At 28.4% G+C, this 25628-nt stretch carries 27 protein-coding genes; 15 read left to right on the plus strand and 12 right to left on the minus strand.

What is annotated here, in order from left to right; translation table 11 throughout:
- Positions 1-467 precede the first annotated feature (467 nt).
- The 5 genes from L6653_RS05400 to L6653_RS05420 form a co-directional block, all read right to left on the minus strand.
- Positions 468-1541: a DUF4097 family beta strand repeat-containing protein gene (locus tag L6653_RS05400; RefSeq protein WP_236785853.1), complete on the minus strand. Its 1074-nt coding sequence runs from the start codon at positions 1539-1541 to the stop codon at positions 468-470.
- The gene (locus L6653_RS05405) at positions 1534-1890 is read right to left on the minus strand and encodes a DUF2089 domain-containing protein (RefSeq protein ID WP_236785854.1); all 357 of its coding nucleotides are present in this window, start codon (positions 1888-1890) and stop codon (positions 1534-1536) included. Before L6653_RS05405 ends, L6653_RS05400 begins: the two co-directional genes overlap by 8 nt.
- 200 nt (positions 1891-2090) lie before the next feature.
- Positions 2091-2783 carry a hypothetical protein gene (locus L6653_RS05410; protein WP_236785855.1) on the minus strand — a complete coding sequence of 231 codons (693 nt, stop codon included), beginning with the start codon at positions 2781-2783 and terminating at the stop codon, positions 2091-2093.
- A complete protein-coding gene (locus L6653_RS05415) occupies positions 2780-3787 on the minus strand; it encodes an LTA glycolipid anchor biosynthesis glycosyltransferase, IagA/BgsA family (protein ID WP_236785856.1) in 1008 nt (335 codons plus the stop codon). The genes L6653_RS05410 and L6653_RS05415 overlap by 4 nt, the downstream gene beginning before the upstream one ends.
- Complete coding sequence (locus L6653_RS05420; RefSeq protein ID WP_236785857.1) at positions 3768-4931, minus strand: glycosyltransferase; 1164 nt, start codon at positions 4929-4931, stop codon at positions 3768-3770. Before L6653_RS05420 ends, L6653_RS05415 begins: the two co-directional genes overlap by 20 nt.
- A gap of 143 nt (positions 4932-5074) precedes the next feature.
- Here L6653_RS05420 and L6653_RS05425 point away from each other — a divergent pair, with 143 nt between their 5' ends.
- Positions 5075-5446, plus strand: a complete 372-nt coding sequence (locus tag L6653_RS05425; protein ID WP_236785858.1) for an SdpI family protein — start codon at positions 5075-5077, stop codon at positions 5444-5446.
- 43 nt (positions 5447-5489) lie between these two features.
- Here L6653_RS05425 and sdaAA read toward each other — a convergent pair whose 3' ends face one another.
- The 3 genes from sdaAA to L6653_RS05440 are packed head-to-tail and all read right to left on the minus strand — an operon-like array spanning position 5490 to position 7678.
- A complete protein-coding gene (gene sdaAA / locus L6653_RS05430) occupies positions 5490-6371 on the minus strand; it encodes an L-serine ammonia-lyase, iron-sulfur-dependent, subunit alpha (RefSeq protein WP_236785859.1) in 882 nt (293 codons plus the stop codon).
- 3 nt (positions 6372-6374) lie between these two features.
- Entirely contained in the window at positions 6375-7031 is a 657-nt protein-coding gene (sdaAB, locus tag L6653_RS05435) for an L-serine ammonia-lyase, iron-sulfur-dependent subunit beta (RefSeq protein ID WP_236785860.1), read from the minus strand.
- Positions 7031-7678, minus strand: coding sequence for an HAD family hydrolase (locus L6653_RS05440; protein WP_236785861.1), 648 nt, complete (start codon positions 7676-7678; stop codon positions 7031-7033). The genes sdaAB and L6653_RS05440 overlap by 1 nt, the downstream gene beginning before the upstream one ends.
- Positions 7679-7786: 108 nt before the next feature.
- On the opposite strand from L6653_RS05440, the gene L6653_RS05445 reads away from it, so the two are divergent.
- Together L6653_RS05445 and L6653_RS05450 are read left to right on the plus strand one after the other, a co-directional pair.
- The gene (locus tag L6653_RS05445; protein WP_236785862.1) at positions 7787-9229 is read left to right on the plus strand and encodes a nicotinate phosphoribosyltransferase; all 1443 of its coding nucleotides are present in this window, start codon (positions 7787-7789) and stop codon (positions 9227-9229) included.
- Positions 9229-9972: an SDR family NAD(P)-dependent oxidoreductase gene (locus L6653_RS05450; protein ID WP_236785863.1), complete on the plus strand. Its 744-nt coding sequence runs from the start codon at positions 9229-9231 to the stop codon at positions 9970-9972. Before L6653_RS05445 ends, L6653_RS05450 begins: the two co-directional genes overlap by 1 nt.
- A 228-nt stretch (positions 9973-10200) precedes the next feature.
- Here the strand turns inward: L6653_RS05450 and radA are convergent, their stop codons facing one another.
- Positions 10201-11574 carry a DNA repair protein RadA gene (radA, locus tag L6653_RS05455; protein WP_236785864.1) on the minus strand — a complete coding sequence of 458 codons (1374 nt, stop codon included), beginning with the start codon at positions 11572-11574 and terminating at the stop codon, positions 10201-10203.
- A complete protein-coding gene (locus tag L6653_RS05460; RefSeq protein WP_236785865.1) occupies positions 11561-12877 on the minus strand; it encodes a glutamate-cysteine ligase family protein in 1317 nt (438 codons plus the stop codon). Before L6653_RS05460 ends, radA begins: the two co-directional genes overlap by 14 nt.
- Before the next feature lie 146 nt (positions 12878-13023).
- Here L6653_RS05460 and L6653_RS05465 point away from each other — a divergent pair, with 146 nt between their 5' ends.
- The 4 genes from L6653_RS05465 to L6653_RS05480 all read left to right on the plus strand — a co-directional run bounded on the left by L6653_RS05465 (position 13024) and on the right by L6653_RS05480 (position 15967).
- The gene (locus L6653_RS05465; RefSeq protein ID WP_236785866.1) at positions 13024-13665 is read left to right on the plus strand and encodes a hypothetical protein; all 642 of its coding nucleotides are present in this window, start codon (positions 13024-13026) and stop codon (positions 13663-13665) included.
- 8 nt (positions 13666-13673) lie between these two features.
- Positions 13674-14402: a hypothetical protein gene (locus L6653_RS05470; protein WP_236785867.1), complete on the plus strand. Its 729-nt coding sequence runs from the start codon at positions 13674-13676 to the stop codon at positions 14400-14402.
- A 168-nt stretch (positions 14403-14570) separates the two neighbouring features.
- Positions 14571-15524: a hypothetical protein gene (locus tag L6653_RS05475; RefSeq protein ID WP_236785868.1), complete on the plus strand. Its 954-nt coding sequence runs from the start codon at positions 14571-14573 to the stop codon at positions 15522-15524.
- The gene (locus tag L6653_RS05480; protein WP_236785869.1) at positions 15524-15967 is read left to right on the plus strand and encodes a methylated-DNA--[protein]-cysteine S-methyltransferase; all 444 of its coding nucleotides are present in this window, start codon (positions 15524-15526) and stop codon (positions 15965-15967) included. Before L6653_RS05475 ends, L6653_RS05480 begins: the two co-directional genes overlap by 1 nt.
- On the opposite strand, the gene L6653_RS05485 is transcribed toward L6653_RS05480, so the two are convergent.
- A complete protein-coding gene (locus tag L6653_RS05485) occupies positions 15964-16977 on the minus strand; it encodes a Gfo/Idh/MocA family protein (protein WP_236785870.1) in 1014 nt (337 codons plus the stop codon). The two genes, L6653_RS05480 and L6653_RS05485, sit on opposite strands and share 4 nt — an antisense overlap.
- Positions 16970-17596, minus strand: coding sequence for a hypothetical protein (locus L6653_RS05490; RefSeq protein WP_236785871.1), 627 nt, complete (start codon positions 17594-17596; stop codon positions 16970-16972). The genes L6653_RS05485 and L6653_RS05490 overlap by 8 nt, the downstream gene beginning before the upstream one ends.
- 57 nt (positions 17597-17653) lie before the next feature.
- Here L6653_RS05490 and L6653_RS05495 point away from each other — a divergent pair, with 57 nt between their 5' ends.
- The 8 genes from L6653_RS05495 to L6653_RS05530 all read left to right on the plus strand — a co-directional run bounded on the left by L6653_RS05495 (position 17654) and on the right by L6653_RS05530 (position 25336).
- On the plus strand, positions 17654-18100 hold the full coding sequence (locus tag L6653_RS05495) for a hypothetical protein (protein ID WP_236785872.1): 447 nt from the start codon (positions 17654-17656) through the stop codon (positions 18098-18100).
- 909 nt (positions 18101-19009) lie between these two features.
- On the plus strand, positions 19010-19696 hold the full coding sequence (locus L6653_RS05500) for a ZinT/AdcA family metal-binding protein (protein WP_236785873.1): 687 nt from the start codon (positions 19010-19012) through the stop codon (positions 19694-19696).
- A 45-nt stretch (positions 19697-19741) separates the two neighbouring features.
- Complete coding sequence (locus L6653_RS05505) at positions 19742-21079, plus strand: metal ABC transporter solute-binding protein, Zn/Mn family (RefSeq protein ID WP_236785874.1); 1338 nt, start codon at positions 19742-19744, stop codon at positions 21077-21079.
- Positions 21060-21731: a metal ABC transporter ATP-binding protein gene (locus L6653_RS05510; protein WP_236785875.1), complete on the plus strand. Its 672-nt coding sequence runs from the start codon at positions 21060-21062 to the stop codon at positions 21729-21731. The genes L6653_RS05505 and L6653_RS05510 overlap by 20 nt, the downstream gene beginning before the upstream one ends.
- Positions 21725-22516 (plus strand): metal ABC transporter permease, encoded by a 792-nt coding sequence (locus L6653_RS05515; RefSeq protein ID WP_236785876.1) that lies wholly within the window; start codon positions 21725-21727, stop codon positions 22514-22516. Before L6653_RS05510 ends, L6653_RS05515 begins: the two co-directional genes overlap by 7 nt.
- Before the next feature lie 319 nt (positions 22517-22835).
- A complete protein-coding gene (locus L6653_RS05520) occupies positions 22836-23801 on the plus strand; it encodes a hypothetical protein (protein WP_236785877.1) in 966 nt (321 codons plus the stop codon).
- 23 nt (positions 23802-23824) lie between these two features.
- The gene (locus L6653_RS05525) at positions 23825-24610 is read left to right on the plus strand and encodes a hypothetical protein (protein WP_236785878.1); all 786 of its coding nucleotides are present in this window, start codon (positions 23825-23827) and stop codon (positions 24608-24610) included.
- A 9-nt stretch (positions 24611-24619) separates the two neighbouring features.
- Positions 24620-25336 (plus strand): hypothetical protein, encoded by a 717-nt coding sequence (locus L6653_RS05530; RefSeq protein WP_236785879.1) that lies wholly within the window; start codon positions 24620-24622, stop codon positions 25334-25336.
- Positions 25337-25628: the final 292 nt, after the last annotated feature.

A 25628-nucleotide genomic window follows, 5' to 3' on the forward strand; every position in this document is an offset into this window, starting at 1 on the left:
AATACAGTAATATTATAACCCCTCTTTTTATTTTTGTAAAGACTTTTTTAAAAAATTTTTTAAATTTTAAAAATCCATGATTTTAAAAGCTTTTAGATGATTTTTTAAACGAAAAAAATTAAAAAAATTATAATTTTACCTAATTTTTACAAATAATTTCAAATTATTAAACAAAACTTTCTTATTATTTAATTGAAAGAAAAAACAAAAAAATATCGCCAAATATTTTGGCGCTCTTCCTTATTAATTGTATTTTTCTTTTGGAAATATTTGAACTAATCCCTCAATAACAAATATTTCATATTCAATCTTGCATTGAAACAGGATTGCAAGGTTGAATGAAGTTTAAATTTTTCTTAATACAAATAGTCTTTTGCAAAAAATATTTTCAAAAGCCTCTTTTTTGTAGAATCTCCACTTAAAAAAGGTCTTAGGAAAAATCCTAAGACCTTTTTGTTTTTATTATTTTATCTAAGACTTACTCTTCCAAATGCTGATTTTATATCCAAATCTAAATCTGATTCTTCTGGGTCGGTTGAAACTTGATAACCATCTTTTGTTTGTAATTTATTTTTAAATTTATCTGCTATTGAGTAAGATGATGACTTAATCAAAGCTTTGATATTTTTGTTGAATTCATTTGTATCAACAACAACTGATCCAAATTGAGTAGCTATATTCAATTGTTTTGCATCAATAATTTTGAAAATTCTAATTGATCCAGCCTTTGATGATAGATCAACATTTTCCATATTTAATCCATCAATTCTTATAGATCCATTTACAAGTTCTACATTTGCATTTTTTCCTGAAACATTTGCAAGATAAACTGATCCGTTTACATTTGAAACTTCAAGATCTCCATTAGTGTTTCTAATTTCAATTTTTCCATTTGTATTTTTTAGGTCAATGTTTCCTGCAGTATTTATAAGGGTAAATCTTGAATTTGTTGATTCAATATTATTCTCCTTAAAATCAACATCACAAAGTTCGACTTGACCATTTATAATATTTACATCAAGTTTATCGTAAATATTTTTGCCCAAATATAATTTTACATTTGCACTTGCATCCAAAGATCTGTAATTTTCATTCACACTAATAATAAGTTTATCTTCAACAACAGCAATATTTAAATAATCATTTTTTTGATCTTCTTTGTTTTTGAAATATACTTTTTCTTCAATCATGATGTGGTTTTCTTGAGCTCTTTGAATGTCTAAAGATCCATTTATTAAATTAATCTCTATTTCATTAATATCATCGTCAATTTTTGTTTGATTTTCAGATTTTTGAGAGTTTATATGATAAATATTTGGAATATTTACATTATCAAGATCAAAATCAAAATCAAAATTTGAAATAGTTTCACCAGTTTTTTTCATAACTTTTTCAAAAGAAGTTGATAATTTATCAATAAAACTTTCTTCGTTGTTTTTTGTCTTATCTCTTCCAACAGCTTCCAAAAGATCACTTGCTTGTTCAACAGTAATCTTTCCTTCTTTTAACATATCTAAAATCATTTTCTTTTCTTCATTCATCTTTTAGCTCCTTTAAAAGTTCACTCGCTTGGTCTGGAGTAATTTCTCCATTATTGACCATATTCAAAATATCTATTCTAGATTCTTGCTTATCTATTTTTCCACCAAGTTTTTTTACAATCTTGTCAATTCTATTTCTAACAGTCGGGTAAGATATTCCCAAACTTTCGCCAACGTCTTTTATACTTCCACGCTTTTGCAAAAAAAGCTCAATAAATTCCAAATCCTCAATATCAAGCCTTTGGAATTTCCCCATTTCAAATTCTCCAATAACTTCAGTTGAACATGAATTACATTTATAAGATGTGATAGATAAATCGCCACCACAATTAGGACATTTATTAATCAAAACCCGCCTCCTTTATAAAATAAGTATACCACCATTTTAATTTTTGTAAAGTTATTTTTTAATATTTTTAATATTTTAATTGCAAATCTTAATTAAATTGATTTTTTATTTAAATTAAGTGATTTTAAGAATTAATTTTGTGAATTTCCCAATAAAAAAAGACAAAAGATATTCTTTTGTCAAAATTTTTATAGTATTTTTTAAACCAAGTCTTTTGCCCAGTGGCTTTTTAGACTTCTTAGTATCCAAATAATCGTGTTTACAACTAAAGAAAGATTAAAGGTGAAATTTAATAAAAGTAAAATTTTGTAAATGCCCTCGTTTTTTATAAATTTAAATGGATTTAAAAATGAAATTAGGGCAAATATTAAAAATACTCCCATCCATTTTATAGCAGTTCTTACATTCTCCTTGTAATCTAGAAAAACAAAATGTCTATTTTTATATCTTTTTATAAAATTATCCCTTTTATTCTTATAAATTTCCCTATCTTCTCTTTCGTTTTTTATAAGGGCAGCATAATAAAAAATCATATCATCATAAGTTGATGAATATTTTCTTAAATTCATGCATTCTTCTTTGGAATAATCAAGGTCAATTATTTTTTTTGTAATATTTGCCTTTGATTTGTAGGAAATTCTTTCTTCTCTTATTTTTTTCAATTTTTCAATACTTTTTTCATTTTTGATTTTTGCAAGAGTTTCATCTTCATATTTAATTATTTTCTTTCTAATAATAAAATAAAATCCTAACAAAATTAAAAATACTAAAATTTGCCCTGCAAATACCAAAATAAAATTATTTGTGTTTAAATTTGTAATAAATAGCATTACGAAACTTGGCAGTAAAATTATTATAATGGCAAATATCAAAAATTTTATAATACTTCTCATTTTTCATCTCCTTTTAAAAGGTCTTCGTAATATTTTTTTAAGATTTTACCAACATTTTCTATAGATTTTTCTTGGGCTATTTTGTAAGCCTCATTTTTTAAAGAAGGCAATTTCCCTTCCAAAATCAACTTTATTTTTTGGTAAAATTCTTCTATGTCTTTAGCCTTGTAAATTTCTTTTCCATCTTCAAGGTTTTTATAAATTTCTATATCTCTGATTATAATATCAGTTTTTGAAGAAATAGCCTCAAGCAAAACTATACCCTCTGTTTCTTCAAAGGTTGGAAATATGTATAAATCTGATCCAGCATAAGCCTCTCTTAATGCTTCTTGATCGACATAACCTGGAAAATGTAAATTTTTTAAATCTGTTTGGACAGCTTTTTTTATTTTTTCCGGAACTAAGGATAAATTCAATTCTCCAAACCAAACAAATTCGTATTGGGGAAGTTTTTTTGCAAGGTCTACAAAATCCAAAATCCCCTTTCTTTCAATAAAAAGACCTACAGAAATAATAGATTTTTTATTTTTATCAAGTCCATATCTTTGGTAAAAATTTTCCCTATCTTCTTTTTTCCCCTTCCAAAAATCAAGGTCAATCCCGTTTGATACAACCTTGATTTCTCTTCCAATTTTATAAGTTTCTAAAATATTTTTGGAATAATCAGTTGGAGTTAGGATTAAATCTCCTTTTTTATAGCAATAAATAAGCCATTTTTTAAAAAGAGGTGCAAGTTGGTTTGATAGGATAAAAGAATTTTTGAAATCTTCTTTGGTTGAATGAGCGTGGTAGACTATTTTTTTCCCTTCTTTTTTAACCTTATTTGCAAAGCTAGCCGATTTTGGAAAAACTGTATTAATGTGGCAAATATCATAATCATCATTTGGATCTAAAGTATAGGAAACTCCAGCAAGGTCCAAGGCTTTTTTTTGGTGATCAATTGCCTTTCCAACGCCGGATTCCTTCACAGTTTCATAATCTTCATTATATATAAGAATTTTCATTCATCCTACCCTTTTTTATTTTTATTGCTTCTTGATAAAGATTTACACAATTTTCTCCAAAGGAATCAATAGAAAAATTCTTAAGAGCATAAGCTCTTGCGTTTGTTGAAAGCTCTTCTAATTTTTCCCTATCAGAAAAAATAATTTCTAAATCTTTTTTAAAATCATAAAAATCTTCATATTGATAGCCATTATAATCATTAATTATCACATCATCTAAGCAAAGGTCTTTCCTACAAATAGCTAAAGTTCCATTGCTCATCGCCTCATAATAAGTAAGACCTTGCGTTTCGGACTGGCTTGCAGAAACAAATGCATCAGCCATCCTATAATAATTATTTACTTCTTTAGGCTTAACCATGCCTGTAAAATGAATTTTTTTATCAGTATTTTTCACATAAGATTTTAAATTTTTCAAATAAGGACCGCCTCCAACAAGGATAAATTTAAGTTTTTCCATATCAAGCCTGTTATAAAAATCTATCAATTCCTCAATATTTTTCTCTTCAGCGAGCCTTCCCAAATATAAAATTATCTTATCGTTTTTATCAAAGCCATAATAATCTCTTAATTTATATTTATCGGAAAGTTTTTCTGGCATTTCAATTCCAGTTGGAATTATTTTTATTTTTTCATCTTCAATGTCATAAGATTTTAAAATCTCCATAGTTTTTTTGCTAGGCCCAATAACCATATCAACCCTATCAGCTATCGCCTTAGAAAAAACAGAAATTACTTTTTTGCCAACTTTTTTTGATGGGGAAAAATAATGAGTGTAATCTTCATAAATTGTATGATAGGTATGTATTAAGGGACAAGATGCTTTTTTAGCAATTTTTGTCGCCATCATAAAAGTAGAAAATTCACACTGAGAATGAACAATATCTGGCTTCCATTTTTTTATTTCCCTAATATATTTATTTCTCAAAGTAGCTGAAATTCTTGCTTCAGGATAAATTTTTCCAGCACCAAGACTTCCGATATAATAAACATTTCCTTTTTTATAACTTTCAGTAGAATTTGAAAGAGTCAAAACCCTAACATCAAATCCATTTTTTTCAAGGTATGATTTTAAATTTAAAATTGATCTTACTACACCATTGACGACGGGGTCGTACCAATCAGATGTAATTAAAATTTTCACACGATCACCTCTTTTTCTAACTTAACTTTCTTTAATTATAAACTTAAAAAGTCTATTAATATTGTATGCAAAAAGTAAATATTTTTCAATTTATGTCAATTGGGGTATATTTTATCTAAGCTATTAAAAGAAAGGGTGATAATTTGGGAAATTTAATAGTTGGTGATGTACTTTTATTATTCTTTTCAATTTATGTAGGAATATTTTTCAAAAAATTTCACACAGACTACCCAAAAATGAGAGTTGGCTTTCACATTTGGGAAGTTTGTTACAATAAAGAATGTTGGGAATACGGAAATAACTTTGCTGGAAATCTTTCAATAATTCTTGGAATAATTTTATTTGGTATAATTTATCCCATAATTTTATATTTCAAAGTAAAAAGAAATATATGCATAATCATTCTAATTCTTTTTACTATCCTTTATTTTATACTTTTACTTACAATTTTAAGATATCATATGAGAAAAAAATTTAATTTAAAAGATGAAAAAGATGATGAAGATAAAAAATAAAGCTATTTTACTTTTTGTAAAATAGCCTTTTTTTTAAAAAAATTTAGTCTTCTTCTTTGTCTATATATTTTCTTTTTAGTCTTATAGCTGATGGGCAAGCTGCAACTCCACCTTCGCCTGTTTCTCTTAGGCTTGCTGGAAGAGCATCTCCAACTTCTTTTAAAGCATCAACAGTTTCATCAAATGTTACCAAAACTTTTACTCCAGCAATTGCCATATCAGCTGCGGAAAGTGCATTTATAACTCCTGATGCATTTCTAATATTGCAAGGAAATTCTACCATTCCTCCGATTGGATCGCACACAAGACCCATGATTGATAAAAGTGCAATTGAAGCTGCATCTTCCATAACTTCAATATCGCAGCCTCTTAGATAACAAATTGCCGCTGCGCACATGGCTGCTGCAGAACCGCATTCAGCTTGGCATCCGCCCTCAGCTCCTGCAAAAGTTGCATTGTCAGCAATAATTTGTCCAAATTCTGTTGCAACGAGAATTGCTTTTATCAACTCTTCATCAGAATATCCATATTTTTCGCGCATTGCCATTAGACTTGCTGGAACAATTCCTGCAGATCCTGCTGTTGGGCTTGCTACGATTTTTCCCATTGAGGCATTTACTTCTGATGTAGAAAAAGCCATAGCCATAGCCTTTGTTGGCAAATCTCCCATTATTGTATCTTCTGATAGGAAATAATTGTTCATTGATTTTGCATTTCCACCAGTCATTTTTGTCATTGACATTAATTTTTTATCGAGAGCTTTTTGTGAAGAATCTTTCATAACATCAAGAGATTTTTGTAATAATTCAAAAACTTCTTCTCTAGATTTTCCTGTTAATTCCATTTCATCTTCAAGAGCAATCTCCCAAACTTCCTTATTTTCTTCTTTTATTCTATTTTTAATATATTCCATTGTTGTTTTCATAAATTACCCCAAATATTTTATAAATTCAAAACTCTTTCCAGCTTCAATTTCTTTGTACACTTCTTCATCCAAATCTTGGTCTAATTCTACAATTAGCATGATTGTATTTCCCTTGTTCAAAGTTTTCATATTTTTAATATTATAATTATGATCAAACAAAACATTTGAAATAAAGGCTATCATTCCTTTTTGTTCTGGATAGGTGCAAATAATTGTAGGATTTTTTCCATTATATTCTACTTCATTGTCCATTATTTGATTTATCATAATATTTCCACCGCCGATTGATGATCCTCTCAAATTAAAATCATGACCATCTGGATAATGGAGAACAATTTTTACTGTGTTTGGATGAACATCTCCCATATCTTGAGGAATAAAATTATAAGTTATTCCAGCTTTATCTGCCAATTCAAAAGAATTTCTTAATCTTTCATCTTCTGGACCAAAACCCAAAACTCCTCCAACCAAAGCCCTATCTGTTCCGTGACCTTGATAAGTTTTTTCAAATGATCCGTGTAAATAAAAATCTACTTTTGTAAATCCTTCTCCGCCCAAATCTCTTGCAATTTTTGCAATTCTGTTTGCCCCTGCAGTGTGGGATGATGATGGGCCGATCATTACAGGTCCAATGATATCAAATACTGATAAATTTGCCATTATACTCTCCTTATTTTTGAAATTTCTCTTGGACTATCTATTATAAGATTTGGCTTTAAATTTTCAAGAATTTTTCTTTCTCTAAAACCCCAAGCACATCCTATAGTAAATACTCCAGCATTTTTACCACATTTCATGTCGACTTCGCTGTCTCCAAAATAAAAAATATCCGAGTAGTCGACTCCAAATCTTTCTTTTATTATATACATACCCTCAGGTGAAGGCTTTCTTTCTACATCTTCTCTAAATCCTAAAATAAAATCAAAATATCCTTCTCCAAAAATCTCCCCTATAACTTTTTTGCAAGTAGAATCCGGCTTGTTTGAATAGGCAACCAAAATTTCGCCTCTTTTTTTAATTTTTTCAAGCTCTTCTACTATTCCATCGTAGGGTCTTGTAAGATAGGTTGGATTGTCGTCGTATCTTTTATTATAGGAATTTAAAATTTCTTCTCTTTTTTGAGATTTTTCAAATCCAATATAATCAAGAGTTTTTTCCATCAAAACTTTTGGGCCGTTTCCTACAAATTCCCTGATTTTTTCTGTGGGAACTTGACTAAGACCAAATTTTTTTAAAGTTTGGTTTATATTATATGATATGGAATCAATTGTATATAAAAGCGTCCCGTCTATATCAAAAATATACATTTATATTCTCCTTTTCCTATTAGCTTTTCTTAAAGCATTATTACTATACCTCTTATAAGTGGTATAATAAAAACAATATGTGAAACAAAAAACAAAAGGAAGGAAAATATGCAAACAAGAAGAAATTTATCTATGCTCAGTGATTTTTATGAATTTACTATGGCCTATGGATATTTTGAAAGTGGAATGAAAGATACGATTGCAGTTTTTGATGCATTTTATAGAAAAAATCCTGATGGGGGAGGATTTTCAATTTTTTCTGGCTTGGATGATATTATTGATTATGTAGAAAATATTCATTTTGACGAGGAAGACATTGAATACTTTAGAAAAAACACAAGATTTTCAGAAGAATTTTTAACTTATTTGAAAAATTTTAAATTTAGCGGAGATATTTGGGCATTTCCAGAAGGATCAGCAATGTTTCCATCTGAACCGATTGTAACTGTAAGAGCTCCAATAATTGAAGCACAAATTTTAGAAACTTATTTGCTTTTATCATTAAATTATGGGTCTTTGGTTGCTACAAAAACAAACAGGATTGTAAGGGCTGCAAAGGGAAGAACTGTGATGGAATTTGGGGCAAGACGTGCCCAAGGGCCTGACGCTTCTGTAAAAGGAGCAAGGTCTGCCTTTATAGCTGGAGCTCCAATCACATCAAACACTCTTTCAAGTCAAATGTATGCTTATCCTGCTGGAGGAACTATGGCCCACTCTTGGGTTCAATCATTTGATAGCGAATATGAGTCATTTTTGGCTTATGCAAAATTATATCCAGATAACTGCATTTTATTAATTGACACTTACGATGTTTTAAAACAAGGTTTGCCAAATGCTATGAAAGTTTTCAAGGAAGTTTTAGATCCTTTGGGAATTTCTGGAGGAGTTAGGATTGATTCAGGAGATATTGCCTACCTATCAAAAGAATGTAGAAAAATTTTAGATGAAAACGGCTACAAGGATGCAAAAATTGTTGCAAGCAATTCTCTTGATGAATACAAAATCGAATCCCTTCTCCAACAAGGAGCAGAAATAGATTCATTTGGAATAGGCGAAAGATTAATTACTGCAAAATCCGACCCAGTTTTTGGTGGTGTTTATAAACTCGTTGAAATCGAAGATGAAAAAGGAAAAACTGCAAAAATAAAAGTATCAGAAAATGTAGAAAAAATCACAACACCAGGTCTTAAAGAAGTTTACAGATTATACGACAAAAAAACTGGCAAGGCCGAGGCTGATTATATAACTTTAAAAGAAGAAGTTGTTGATGAAAATAAACCACTTGTAATTTTTGATCCACACTTTACATGGAAGATGAAAAGAATGGAAAATTATGAAATTCGAAAAATGCAAATTCCAATTTTTAAAAATGGAAAAAAAGTTTATGAATCTCCAAAAATTGAAGAAATAAACGAATATTGCAAGTCTGAAGTAAAATCCTTGTGGGATGAAGTAAAAAGATTTGACCAACCTCACAATTATTACGTCGACCTTTCTCACGATTTGTGGAATTTAAAACAAAACCTAATAATGAAGGCTATGAGCAAATAATGATAGCCATAATTACTGGAGCAAGTTCGGGCATAGGATATGAATTCGCAAGGCAAATTGACAAAAAAAATTATGAAGAAATTTGGCTAATCGGAAGAAGAGCCGAAAGACTTAATGATTTATCAGAAAAACTACAAACAAGGGCAAGGATATTTGCCCTTGATTTGTGTGAAGAAAAATCTTTTGAAATTTTAAAAAAAGAATTAGAAATTTCAAATAAAAAAATAGGACTTTTGATAAATTCTGCCGGTATGGGAGAAAATGATTATTTTAAAAACACAAAGTTAGAAAATGATATGAAAACTTTGGACTTAAACATAAAAGCCCTAACAGCAATGACAAAAATTTCCTTAAATTTTTTCCAAAAAGACGGAATTATTTTAAATATAGCCTCATCAGCAGCCTTTATTCCACAAGGAAAATTTGCCCTTTATGCTGCAAGTAAGTCTTATGTCCTATCATTTTCAAGAGCTGTAAGATGCGAATTTAAAGATATAAAAATTTCGGTTTTATGCCCAAACAGAGTTGAAACAGAATTTTTAAAAAAATCAAATAATAATTCGGGCGGAATAAAAAATTTGGGAAATGAAAATCTAGAAAAAATGGTATCAAAAGCAATTAAAAAAATGGGCAAAAAAGATTTGATAACAACTCACCCAAGTGCAAAAATTTTATTAATAATTTCAAAAATCTTCCCCCATTCTTTTATAATGGGACTTGAAAAAGTTTTAGGAATGTACTAATTTAAATAATTCAAAACAAAAGAGCCATCAAGGCTCTCAGACTATTGACAAAATAGCAACATTTCCCATTTCGAGCGAACGTAGTGAGTCGAGAAATCTCATGAGATCTCTCCGTGCGTTCGTTTCACTCACTTAGTCGAGATGGTACGTAGCTTAATTTTTATTTTAAAATAAAATATTAGATAAAACTATACTTTGTCTACGCTCTGAGAGCTGGTCAAGGCTCCTTTATTTTCCAAAAACATCAAAAATTACTTCTTTTATATTTTTCATCTCTTTTATTTCTAGATTTTTGTATTCTTTTTTATCAATTTGTGATCTTCCTATATAGGCTTTTTTGTAGCCTAGTCTTTCTAGCTCTTTTAGTCTCGATTTTATTTGTGGGACCTTTTTAAGCTCTCCTGTTAGGCCTACCTCTGCTATGAAAACTGTTTTATTGTCAACTGGTTTTTTCAAATATGATGAGGCGATTGAAATCATTATGGCAAGATTTACTGATTGCTCTTTCATTTTAAGTCCGCCTGTTGCTTTTATTATTACATTTTCATCAAATAAATTTATTCCTGCTCTTTCTTGTAAAATTGAAATTAAAGTATTTAAATCATCTTTTCTTAAACTATCTCCAATTCTTTGGGGATAGGGCATAAATGATTTTGAGACCAAAGATTCTATTTCAATTTCTAAAAGCCTGCTTCCTTCTTTCATCACAGAAATTGCCGATCCCTCTATGCCTGAATCTCTTTCTGTAATAAAATATTCTGATGGATTTGTAATTTCGATTAGGCCTTCTTCTTGCATGGAAAATAATCCAACTTCTCCTGTTGGACCAAACCTATTTTTTGTACTTGTCAAAATCCTTAAATCATCTTCGCTTTCTCCATCCAAAACTAAAACTGTATCAACCAAATGCTCCAAGGTCCTAAGTCCTGCCATCTCTCCAGATTTATTCATATGTCCAACCATAATAAAGGCTCTTTTTTTCTCGGGATTTTTGGCAAGTTCGACGCACTTATTTGCACATTCAATGGTTTGAGTTGGAGATCCTTGCTTATTGTCAAATTCGTTTAGGGCAAAAGTTTGAATTGAATCTAAAATTATTATATCTGCATCTTTTTTCTTTATTTCAATTTCAGCAAGATCCATTGAATTTGTTGACAAAATCCAAATATTTTGTGAAATCTCTCCAATAATCCTATCAGCTCTCGCCTTAATTTGGGATTCACTTTCTTCGCCCGAAACATACATTACCTTAAATCCATCCTTGGCATAAGATGAAGATAATTGCAAAAGTAGGGTTGATTTTCCAGCTCCAGGTCTTGCCGTTAAAATTGAAACTGAATCTTTTACAAGTCCTCCCCCAATCGCCCTATCAAATTCATCAAAAGAAGATTTTATTCTCTCAGACTCGTCAAGTTTTATTTCTTTTAATAATCTTGCTTGGTTTTCAAAATCAAACGATATGGAATTTTTTGATGAGCTTTCTTTTTTTATGGCTTTTTCAATCAAAGTTCCCCATTTCCCACATTCTGGACATTGGCCCGCCCAAACATTTTGAACGTGGCCACAATTTTTACATTCAAAAGCTCTTTTAAGCTTTGCCATTAATCTCACCTAGGGCATGATTTACAGAAAATTTCTCGCAAGCTTTTTTTGGATCTTCCTTGTAAATTTTTTCAAATTTATCTCTCAAAGTCTCTTTTTCATCCATCAATTTTTCTATTGGGAAAAGATAAGTTTTTTCATCTTCATCAAGTCCATCTTTTGCAAGAGAAATAAAATATTTTATCCATTCACAAATAGTTTTTCCCTCATATTTTGCATAAAGTCCAAGTTCTTTTGCTTGTGATTTTAAATTTTGACAATTTTCATAGGTCATATTTTTAAAATCTTCTCTTAATTTATTTAGATTTTCTTCATTATAAAATAATCCCTTGATTAAGGCTGGGAAGGAAAGGTTGTATGGGTAAGGCACTGCATCAGGCATCCTTATTTCTATATATTTTTTAACCCTAACATCTGGAAAAACAATTGAAAGAGCATGGAAAATCATCTCATCGGAAAAATCTTTGTCCATTATTTTTTCAAATTTTGTATCTCCCTTATACACATCTTTTCCGTCTTCATGGATAAAAATTATATCTGTGTTTAAAATTTTTTCTGCATATTTTTCGTAAGACATATCCTCATCAAAGGCAAAATCATAAAGACCTGTCCTATTTTTGTCACAATATTCCCAAATTTCTTGGCGAAGATTTTTCTTTTCATATGGCTTTCCTTGGAAAATATAGGCATTGTCATAAAATGTATACATAAAAGGAGCAAGGGCATTTGCTACAAAAAATTTCATTTTAAAATCTTCTTCGTCTGAAAAATCTATGGCTGATTGAACGCTTGCAGTTCCTCTCATCATATTCAAAGCGTATTTTCCACCAAAATCGGTGAAATATTTTTGCATATATTTGTACCTATCTTTTGGAATAATTTTTAAATCCATAATTTTTGATTTTGGGTGATAGCCCAAAGTTTCAAGATATTGGTTTTTTTCTTCAAAAATTGGAATAATTTCTCCCATAATTTTTTTAAAAGACTCATCCAAATCTTTTATATTTTTCTTGGCATCAATTGCAAGCTCAAATTGACCAGCAGGCTCAAGATTTACAGCTATATCATTTTCTCTAAGGCCAAGAATATATCCATCATGTTCATTAGTTACAGAAAATCCCATATCCTTTAAATCTTTCAAGCTAGATCCCACGCCTTTTTCTCCAAAATAATCATAAGAAAAAAGCTCATCTTTATCTATTACAAAATGTTCCATTTCTAGACCAATTTTAAAATTTTCTTTTTGACTTTCGCCAGATTTTATATAATCGACAATTTTGTCTATTTTTTCTTGATAGTTCACAATATCCTCCACTTTCTAGATATCTTTCTCTAACTATTACTATACCCATTTTTTTTATAATAAATTTGATTTTATCTTGAATTATTAATATTTATAATTTTTTGAAACTTGTATATAATAAGTATAAGAAGTGTAAAGGAGTTATTATGTTTAAAAAATTTTTATTTGCAATTTCCCTCTCTTTAATTTTAACAGGGTGCGGAAATAAAATGGTTCAAAATTCTAATTTAGAAAAAAATTCTTTTTCTAGCAATTCAAATGAAAAATCAAAAAATCAATCTAATAAAAAAGAAAATTCTCCTTACCAAGATATTTATGATTTACTTGATGGAAAAAAATTATATTTTCAAGGATCATCTTGGTTTGAAGCTATTTATTTTTATGAAGATGGATACTTTGACGGGGCTATGAAAATGGGAAATGGTTATGAGGTTGACCAAAGTCTTTATAATGGAAAATTTGAAATCACAGAAAAAATTGATGATCAGACCTATAGGCTAAAAATAATTAGATTTACCTATGATATAAAACCTGGTGAGGTTTCCAAAAAAAATATTGATGGAACTGACTTCACTTTCAAGAATGCAAAAACTCATATTTTCCAAGGCGATTCATCGACTTCCTACATTCTTTATTTGCCTGATAAAAAAACAGACGATTTAAATTCTGATTTGCTAAAAAATGTTAAATTAAGCGGAAAAGAAGCTGGAAGTGACAAGCTTGGTTTTATAGCTTTAAGAAAAGATGACAAGAAAGCTGACACTTTGGTTGAATTTACAAAAAAATAGGAGGGAGTATGAAATTTAAGAAAAATTTAATGTTAGTCTTGGCTTTTATAATTTTTATTCCACTTGCATCAAAGGCAAGCAATATGGTTGATATTAAAAAAATAAGGGGAGAGAAAAATTATTTTGCTGACCTTGTTTTATACAACAATGAAATGGCCTACGACGAGACTTTACTTTATAAAAATATAGAAAAAAATTCCCAAAAAAATAAAAAAACTTCTTCTGATGATGACAGATGGGAAGGAGATATTTTGAAAGAATTATCTGGCAAAAGTTTTTCTTTTTATTCTGGCGTTGGAGCTTGGATGACTAATTTAAATTTTACTAATGACAAGGGATCTTTTGAAGCTGATTTTCATGATTCTGATGCAAATCAAGTTCAATTAGCTTCATGTAAGGGAAAATTTGAAGTTGTTGAAAGAATTGATGACACAGCTTTTAAATTAAAACTTAAAGATGTAAAAACAACTTCTAAAGTTGGCGAATTTTATGTTAATGGAAAATTAACTATAGGTTTAAAAGTTCCTTATGGTTTTGATATTTCAGGAAATCCAGACGAATACAATACATCCTATACCCTATATCTTCCAAAAAGATTAAAATCTCAAACAAACGAAACTGTTTATGCTCAAGCTTATGCAATTACAGACAAGGCTTACATCAATGATTATGAGTCAAGAATTTTTATTCTTGGAAATGACAGCACACTTGCGGGTTTTGCTGAAAATATTAATTAATAATCTAGAATAAATGAGTAAAAATCTGCTTTATAATAAGAATTTAAGGCAGATTTTTTATTAAATTATTCTATATTTTCAAAAAATTTTAAATATTTTCCTTTACTTGTTTATTATCTATTTAATGTATAAAATAAAAGATAAGAAAATTACTATAAGGAGGCCAATATGAAAAAGAAAATTTCTCTTGTTTTCGCCCTTGCATTTTTACTTTCATCTTGTGGTGGCAGCATGGTTAAGGTTAACCAGTCTGAAATTGCACAAAACGAGGCAAAATTGGAGGAGAAAAACAAGAAAAAAGAAATAAAAGATCTAGAAGAGTCAAATGATAAGAAGGATGAAGATAAAAAAGAAAAATCTAAGAAAAAAACTAAAAAGAAAATAAAATTATCAGATGATGATAGTGAAAAAAAATCAAAAAATAAATCTTCTGAAGAAAAAAAATCTGAAAAGAAAGAAAATGAAATAAAGAGGGTTTATCCTGATGATAAAGATGATAAAAAAGAAGAAAGCAAAAATCTTAGCCCAGCTCAAAATAGCGAGAATTCTTCTTCCAAAAACCAATCTTACCTAAGCTTTAGAAATTCTGACACTTCTGATAAATCTAGTAATTATCCTGAACTTTTGAAAGACTTAAGTGGAAAAAAATTTGTATTTTCATCAGGAGCTGGTGGTTGGCAAACTGTTTTAACTTTTTCTGATAATGGATATTTTACTGCAAAATACGAAGATTATGATTTTGATTCTGTAGCTATTTGTGAATTTAACGGAAAATTTTCAGTTGATTCCAAGGTAAATGACACAGCCTACATTTTTAGGCTTGATAAGGCAGATATAACAAGTCCTGTAAATACTGAAGAGGTTAAAAATATAGGCGGAAAAAATATGACCGTAAGATATGTCGACCTTCCTTATGGATTTGCTGTAAATAATGACAGCGACCATTCTTTCCAAGGAAAATTCTCCCTATATCTTCCTCTAAGAAAAAGATCTGAAATGAGTGCTGAGGTAAATGAGTGGCTAGATATTTCTGGTGAAAAAAATGTAGAAAAAGATATAACAAGAATTTACTTGCTTATAAATAACAAAACAATCGACACTTTCAGAGAAAAAGTAAATTAATGAAAGCCTACTACAAAAAAGAAAATTTTATTTTTGAAATAGAATACGACAAAAAAATCCAGGCTATAAGAATAGTTGAAAAGGAAAAATTAGGAGAAAAATCAGACCTATCAAATCTCGCCTTTAAAGAAATTTCAGATTTTCTTGATGGAAAATTGAAAAAATTTTCCTTTGAAATTGATCTTAAGGGAACAGATTTTCAAAAAAGAGTCCGGAAAGAAATAGAAAAAATCCCTTACGGAAAAACTTTAACCTACAAAGAAATTGGTGGAAAATTAAATTCAAAAGCCTACCAAGCAATAGGATCAGCTTGTGGCAAAAACCCAATTATGTTTAGGATTCCCTGTCATAGGGTCCTTGGAAAAAATAATCTGGGAGGATTTTTCTACGGCCTTGATTTGAAGAAAAAATTATTAAAAATGGAAAAATCTTGCAAATTTTAATTTTTGCAAGATTTTTTATTTGGATCAACCATATTATATGAATCTTTTATTTTTCCAGATTTTTTTAACTTTTCAAACATTTCAAGGACATTTCTAGAATCCATCAATTTTTTCTTTGAAGATTCAAAATCTTTGTTTTCAAAAATTTCTCTAAAATATTCAAATTCATAAAAATACAAATCTCTTTCTTTTTTTATGTCGATAAATTCACTCTTACCATCTTTATAAAATTCTATTTTTTCTGCTTCTTGGATATTTCCATAAACTTTTATATAGCCTTCTTCTCCTTGAACTATAATATAATTTTCACTTTTACTGTCCTTGGCGTTAGTAAAAGAAACTGTGAAATCTTTATAGGAAATCAAACCAGAACCAGAAATATCAACGCCATAAGCATTTATATTGCCAAAATATGAAAATTCTTCTCCATTTCCAAAAAGCTCATAAATCAAATGTAGATTATAAATTCCAAGATCTGCCAAGGCTCCTGCTGAAAATTCACTTTTAAAAATATTTTCAACAATTCCCACCTTGTACTTATCAAATCTTGATGAATATTGGGAATAATTAATCATACAAGTAGAAATTTTCCCAATTTGTCTCAAAAGATTTTTCAATATGCCAAGACTCGGTAAATATTTTATGGAAATCGCCTCAAACAAAAATAAATTTTTATCATCAGAAATTTTTATTAAATCATCAAGCTCTTTAGTATTTGTGAAAAATGGTTTTTCACAAATTACATTTTTATTTGCCAAAAGACACATTTTCGTCTGCTTATAATGCAAAGAATTTGGACTTGCTATATAAACAAAATCGATTTTTGGATCTTCAAGCATTCTTTTAAGCTTATCAAAAGATTTTTCCGCCCCAAATTTTTCTTTCAAATAATCTGCCTTCTCAATAGACCTAGAATATGCCCCATAATAATTGTATCCGTCCATTTTTACTACAGTTTTTAAAATATTTTCAACTATAAAATTTGATCCTATTGTTGCAAAATTAATCATATAACCCCCTATTTTTTACCCTAATATAAAAAATAATTATAGAAATAAAATAACAAAAAATAAATAAATATATCGAAGAAAGTCTTTCAAAGACTAAACTTATTAATAAATCAATAAAAAAAGATGGAAGAAATGATTTAATATAGGTTTTTCCTATATATTTATCTCCAATCATTGATTTTGGATATTCAGTAAATATAGGCTTATTATGAAATAACAAAACTATATTCTCACTTGCTAGTGTTGCAAGAATTAAAAATAGAATACCAAAAAATTCTTTGATATCTACTAGTTTATATTTTAACAAAAAAATAAGTAGGAAAACCAAACTTACCAGCATACTCACAAGAAAAATTGCAAATAAATTTTTACTTAAAATATATGATAGGACATTATTTTTATTAAGTTTTTTCTTATCCTCAAAATAAATTTCATCCGAAAGACAAGATTCTCTAAAAATAAGAGAGGTCAAAATTGAAATTGAAAAATAAAATAAAAATATTAATCCATCTGCCTCTATCAGTAATTTCAACAATAGATATGCCAATGCAGAAATTGTAAGAATAATAAATATTAATTTTTCATCAAAATATTTTTTGAATGTGTCTTTAAAAAACATAAATCCTCCCAACAAATTTCTACCCAAAATTTGGGTAAACTAATATTAGGAGGAAGTATGAAATATTTTTTATTAATATGTTTAATAGTATGGATTATCTTTATAAAATCCATACAAAAAAGGATAATTATTAAGACCATGTTTTTACCAATATATTATTTTATTTGCCTTGGACTTTTTTTGATTTTATTTTTGATAATTTACAAATACTCTTTTACTTTTCTAGATTTTTCCATAATTTTCTTGATAAGCTTCGGATTTTTCTTATCTTTAAAAAGTCAAGGAGTTACAAAAAATTCTATTATTATTTTTGAAGAAATTTTTCCTTTTTTTAAATCTATAAAATTTGGCGAAATAAAAAATATAGAAATAATAAGAAATTCAAAATACCCAAAGTGTAGAATTTGGGCTTATGGAAATTTTTATGATTTTTACTTTAAAGATTACAAATATATAGTGATTTTTAAAAACATTTTTGAAAATTACATAGATCATAAAATTTAACCTAGTATATGATTAAAAATCTTAAATTTAAAGCCTAGGTAAAATAAGTTAGCATTATACAAAATATAATTCAGAGCGTAGACAAAGTAAGTTTAGTAATTTATTAATAATTCAAAATAAAGTTAGGAAAAAATCCATCTCGACTAGATAAATGGGCATTGATTTTGCACATTTATTCCTAAAACTAGTTTGATAACACAGAAAAGTTTGCAAAGCAAAGGTGTTTTAGCGTGAGTGAAACGAAGGCATGGAGAAATCCCATGAGATTTCTTCGTTCGTTACACTAGATCAAAATAGGCAATTTTTTTACTTTGTCAACAATCTGCATTATACAAAATATAATTTTATTTTACATAAGATATAAATATCTAACAAAATTTATAAATTTCAACTATGTAAAATAAAAAGATTAGTTCACATTTTAAAATTTTTATTATTGCCTCGACATTATCAATTCAAATAAAACAAATTTATGTGGTCAGAATTCTTATATTTAAATAAATAATTTTTTACAACAGACATTTATTTTTACATTTTACACTAATCAGTTAATAAAAAACTTTTATAATTTTTAGTTTTAAATATAAGCTCAACATTTATTTTCATAATGATTTTACAAGTTTCATTTTTCCAAATATCAAATTTAAAATATAAGTTTTAAAAATTTAATAATAGAAAAAATTCTTATAGCTTAGATTTTAAAGTTTATCCCTATTCTTATTGATTTCATTGGTTTTTTTATATTTTCGTAGAGAAGTTTCTTCATCCATTTATTTTAAATTTTTAGAAAATTTTAATTGATAATGCAAATCATTCTTGACATTTGTTATTTTTATTGCTAATATTTAGTTGTCGATAGTTAATTAACTAAAAATACAAATTTATAAATTAAATAATAAGGAGAATAAAATGAAAAATAAAAAATCACTTAGTTTAATTGCCCTTTTATCTTTGGGCCTTGTTATGACAGCTTGTGGGAAAGATCAAAAAAATGATGAGACTTCAAGTTCAAATATTTCTCAGGAAATGAAAAAAGATGATGCTTCAAATGTAAGCGATTCTTCTTCAAATACTGAAGAGAAAAAAGAAGACTCAGCAGAGGTAAGTCTTTCTGACTGGGAAGGCGAATGGAATGATATGGGCGGATATCTTGAAAAAGATGAAGTCCAAAATGCTTTTAAAACTTTAGCTGAAAAAGAAAAAGTTGATGAAAAAGAAGCTAAGGAAAATTATTTAAAGAAAAGAAAATGTGATTTTGGTGGTCTTGAAATAAAAGATAATAAAATCAAATTCTTAAAAGATTTCCCTGATAAAAAAGGTGAAGTTATCGGTGAGAGCGAATATAAATATGTTGAAAAACAAGAAGTTGAACACGGTGGCCATAAATTAGAATGGGATATTTTTGAAGCTGTAAATGATGATGCGCCTTATAAATTTATTCTTATGATGCCAATTCACGGAGAAGAAAGCCTAACACATTTCCACATGAGATATGGTGATGATAAGGAAAGTTTATTAAAAGATGAGGGTTGGTTCCCTACTTTTGTAAAACCAAACACAACTGATGCACAAATAATTGATGAAATTACTGAATAGATTATGTGGGTTGAAATTTTTCAACCCTCTTTCTAAGGAGGAAGGATGAAAAAAAGATATATAAGTTTTTTTATTTTCTTGCTTTTTATTTTTAGCTCTTGTTCAAACAAGAGTAAACAACCTTCTGATAAACCTTTGGTTTATACATCTTTTTATCCTGTTTACGAAATGACAAAAATGATTGGTGATGACACAATAGACGTGGAATCTTTTATGCCCCTTGATAAGCAACCTCACCTTTGGGAACCAAGTCCTAAAGATATGAAAAAACTTGCAAAATGTGATCTTTTGGTTGTAAATGGTGCCAATATGGAACCTTGGCTTGATAAGGTTAAGGAAAATTTACCAAATCTTGATATTTTAAAATTATCTGATTCTGTTGACCTTATTACTTATAAGGGAGCAGCAGCTATCGGTGATTTTCAATACATGTCCAAAGTAAATTTAAAAAAGGGGAAAAATAAATTTGATTTTGGCCATACTCATGAAGATATGATGAGGGTTGCTTTTATAAAAGATGATGGCACTCGCGGAGAAAATTTGGTAAAAAAATGTAAAGATATAATGAGCCAAAAGGGAGAGTTGATTCATCAAAAAGAAACTTTCGACCTTGAAGAAGGAAAGGTTTATGGACTTGAAATGGGACATGAATCTGGAGAAATTTTCTTTAATATTCCAAAAGATGGAGATTATATTTTTATAAGTGATAGGATAAGCGAAGACCTCCTACCATATAATTTGGTTGGAAGTGATGGTAAATTTTTAAAAGATGAAAAAAAGGAAGAGCCTTTGATGGAGGGCTCATCTTCTGGATTTGATAAAATAACTTATGATCCCCATTCATGGTTATCTATTACCAATGCAAAAAAATATTTGAATGCTATCAATGAAAAATTAACCGAAAAATATCCGAAAAATGAAAGAGTTTATAGGAAAAATAAATTAAAGTATGTTGATAAACTTACTGATATTGATGCAAAATATAAAGAAAAATTCTCAAAAATTGATAAAAATAACAGAAATTTCTTGGTAATTCATTATGCCTATGCTTACATTGCAAGAGATTTTGATTTGTTTCAATATCCACTACAAGGATTAACTAGCTTAGAAAATCCTAGCCTTAAAACTATAAAAAAAGCCATAGACTTTTCTGAAAGTAAAAATATTTCAACAGTTTTCTATGAATTTGGACAAAATCCAAAGCAAGCAAAAGCTTTAGCCGAAGAAATCGGTGGAAAAGTATCCCCTCTTGCCTCTATGGAATATGTGAATAAAGAGCAGGAAAAAAACAAACTTAATTATATTGATCTTATGGAGATGAATCTTGAAAATCTCTACAAATCAATGACCGAGGAGGAAAATAATGAAAGCAGTGTCAATTAAAAATTTGAATTTTTCTTATTCACAAACTCCAGTTTTAAAAGATTGTAATTTAAATGTTGATCTTGGTGAGTTTACAGTTATTCTTGGCGGAAATGGGTCAGGTAAATCGACTTTAATAAAGCTTATGCTTGGAGAATTAAAAAAGAATAGTGGAGAAATTAAAATTCTTGGAAAAAATATTGAAGATTATGTTTCTTTCAAAGAAATTGGCTATGTCCCACAAATAAATATAGTAAATAAAATTGCCTTTCCTATAACTTGCCTTGAGCTAGTTTCATTAAATCTTTATGAAGAATTTGGTTTTATTAAAATTCCCAAGAAAAATCATTACCAAAAAGCAAAAGATATATTAAAAAAAATGGGCATGGAAAATTATATCAACACTCCTGTAAATGAGTTGTCGGGAGGTCTTGCTCAAAGGGCAATGATTTCAAAAGCTATGATAAATAATCCAAAAATTTTGATTCTTGACGAACCAACAGCAGGAGTTGACAAGTATTCTAAGGAGCATTTTTTTGAAACAATAGATTTTCTTTCAAAGAAATTTAATGTAACTATAATTATGGTTACTCATGAATTAAAAGAAATGGAATCTTTAAATATTGAAATGACAAAATATGAAATGATAGAAGGGAGTTTAAGAAAATGCTAGAATTTGCTTTTATGAGAAAAGCACTTATTTTGGGATTTTTACTTTCTATTATGATTCCTATAATAGGAATTGTAATGGTAAATAGAAAAACTTCCATGATAGGTGATGCCCTATCTCACACAGCTCTTGCTGGGGTTGGGATGGGCCTAATATTAGGTTTTGATCCACTTTTAGGATCTTCAATCGTATGTGTTGTCGCTGCTTTTTTGATAGAATTTATCAGAAAAAAACTTCCCCAATATGGTGATATGGCAACAGCCGTTATAATGAGCACAGGGTTAGGGATTGCGGCCATTCTTTCAGATTTTGCTCCTGGTGGAAATTCTTTTGAATCTTATCTTTTCGGTTCAATTTCATCAGTTACAGACAGAGATATAATAAATACAAGTATTGCTTTTATTTTGGTTTTATTATTAGCTACTTCAAGATACTCATCCCTCTTAGCTATAGCAATAGACCCAAATACAGCTAGACTTTCAGGAGTAAAAGTGAAAAGTCTAGATGCATCTTTTACCCTCCTTGCTGCAATAACTATAGCCTTATCTGTAAAGATAATAGGAGCTCTAATGGTAACTAGCTTAATAGTTTTACCAGTAGCAACTGCTTTAATTATTGCCAAAAGTTATAAACAAACATTTTTTATTACAATTACTCTTGGAATTATTTATATGATGCTTGGTATTATTCTAAGTTATCAATTCGATATAAAACCAGGAGGATCAATTGTTATAAATTCAATAATAGGCATGCTCTCATTCTTTGCTTATAAAAAACTAAAAAAATAAAATATATAAATTTTTCTAATACAATTTTTAAAATTGAACATTAATAATTTCACCCAAGTGTCATCACAAATATCAATGATTCTTGGGTGAAATTTATTTATCCCTCTTTAAAATTTTTTAATTACTTTTATAATTCCAATATTAATATTTTTTATTTGTAAATAATTTTTAATTTTATACTTTAGTCACTTATTTGATTGTAAAAAATATATATGATTCAGAGTTTATTACAATTAAATTTATTGCATTGAATTTTATTTATCTAGATGATAAAATTAAAATATATTATGTGAAAATTTTGTTGATTGGAGTGAAACTCATGAAAAAAATTATTAAGAAAATATTAATTTTAATGTTAGGCCTTGCTATTGGTGGGGCAATCGCTTTTTATCAATTTAAGGGAAATGATGGAAATAGTATTTTAAATAAAAAAGACGGAAGTGTTGATACATCAAAAGCTGACATAAAAGTTGAAATCAGTGGATTTGATGGATATGCCAAGGCAAAACTTTCTAAAAATGAAATAGAAAATTTGGATGTTGAATCTTTTAATGATGAGTATTCTACTGATGATATTCTTGATAGCCTTGATGTGAGTGTCAAAGCTGATAAAAAAGAAAATCTTTCTAATGGTGACACCATAACAATTACTATGAATTTTAAAAATAATTCTGACCTTAATATTGATATTAACAAGAAAAAACTTGTTAAAAAAATAAAGGTTAAGGGTCTTAAAAAAATTGTAAATTCTTTGGATGATTTTCATGAGGATACTCTTGATAGGATGAATGCTGATGCCAATAAAATTTTGGCAGAAGATTATAATGACCCAAAAGAAGGAACCGACCACACTTATTATGAAGATGATAAGCTTAATTATGAATTTACTAGAATAAATATTTTTGAAAAGAAACTTTCTGAAGAAGAAATTTTGGAAAAAAATAAATTTGACAACCAAAAATCTTATTCAATAGCCATGGTATATAAGGTTAAATTTGATGAAGTTAAGGATACAGAATACGATTCGGATTCTGAAAAAAGAATAATTACCAAAAAGGAAGAAAAATCAAAATATGTTGTTTTTGTTTTTGATAAAATTCAATCTAATAATGGCGGAATAATTTATTCAACAAACAAGTCAAATGTTTTTGATAGTGAAGAAAAAGCAATAAACCAAGTAAAATATGACGGCTTTGAATTAGTAGAGATAAAAGAAGATGAAAAAGCAGAAAGTAATGATAATCAAAATTCTAATGAAAAAGAAGATGATTCTTCAAATAAATAATTGATTGTCTTTTAAGGAGATTTATGAAAATAAAATCGAAATTAATCTTCCTCTTTTGTCTGGTTTTTATTTTTACTGGCTGCAATTTTTTAAAAACAAAGAAAAACTTCAGTGATGAAGAAATAAAAAATGATGCTTTTGTGATGTATAATCCCAAGGGAAAAAAGGAAGAAAGTGTAGAAACCTATAAAAAATCTATGGCAGAAGATCTTTTTGAAAGCACCTACGCTTATAAAATTTATGAAAAAAAGAACGAAAATCTGGAGAAAACCAGAAATTATATTATGGAAGAATGTGTAAGTTATGCTTATGATTTGTATTTCATTTATAGTCAAGATCTTGAAAAAATGAAAAAAAATGAAAGCATAAAGGCAAATCTTCCCAAAGAAAATGGAAAAGATTTTAGGAAAAAAAGTCTTTATAAAATCCAATTATTGGCAATTTGTGATACATCTTCAAGGCTTTATTATGCAATAAATGATTTAAAGCTTGTAAATGATTTGATGGGAAATTCTTATGATGATTTGAAAATTTATGCCAAGGATTTTGTAGAAAAAAACGGGGAAAATTTATTAGATGAAAATATGAAAAATTATGGTTTAAAATACGATGACAAGTCCAAAGAAACCATAGAAAAGCTAATAATTTCCTACTTAGATGAATTCAAAGATGACCTTCCCCACAAAGACGGAAGTAAGGAAAATATAAAAATCGAAAAAGAAGTAAAACTTACAATGAAAACTCTTGGTATTTCAAATTATTTCAAAGATTTGAAAAAAGCAGTAAGAGAAGTTTATAAGGAAGATTAGGATATTTTTATGAAGAAAAAAATAATTATAATTGGCTTAATTTTACCCCTACTTGTTTCATGCAAGGAAAATAAAAGGGTAATAGAAACAGAAAGCACGTCATTTGAAAACGTAGAAAAAATTTCAAGTAATAATAATCTTTCAAATAATGAAAAAAATAATTCAAATATCAAAGATAATGAAAAAGTAAAAGAAGAAGAAAACAATGAAGAAATTGATCCGATTTTTAAAGAATTAGAGGGAAAAACTTTTGTTTACAAGCATGTACACAACAGATATTATCAAAGTCTTACCTTTGAAAAAAATGGATTTTTCAATTCAAAATATACTTTTACTCAAACAAACACCGAAGGTGGCCCTGATTATCAAAGCATTTGCCAGATGAAAGGAAAATTTATTGTAGAAAATCACCTTGATGAAACTTGTTACATATTAAGATTAACAAATCCAGCCATAATTTCAAATACAGGAGAAAGCGAGCTTAATTCAGATTATCAAATTGAATATAAAGATCTTAAGGGAGCTCTTAGTTTAGATGATTTAAAAGGAGAAAATGATTTTCAAGATCTTTATACCCTATACCTTCCTGGAAGAAATAAAGATAGTATGACCGATAAATTAAAACAAAATTTAGAAAATCTTTATATAAGTTTTGAGGGACAAAGCCCTTACTATCTTCTAGTAAATAATAACAGCACAGCATTTTTTATTGAAGGATTAGAATAATTTTTAAAAAAATAGGCTTAAATAAATTTTTAAGCCCAGAGTGTTGACAAACTAAAAATTTGCCCATTTCGACCGAGTGCAACGAGCGGAGAAATCTCATGGGATCTCTCCATGCGTTCGTTTCACTCACACTAAAACACGTTTGCTTTGCAAACTTCTCCGTGCTTGTGCACTTTAGTTTTAGGGATAAATATGCCAAATCAAGGCATATTTATCTATTCGAGATGGGTTATAGCGTAATTTTATTTTTGAATTATTAATGAATTTTTAAACTGACTTTGTCTACGAGCTG

This window comes from Anaerococcus ihuae, assembly GCF_928368155.1.
GTDB lineage: Bacteria > Bacillota > Clostridia > Tissierellales > Peptoniphilaceae > Anaerococcus > Anaerococcus ihuae.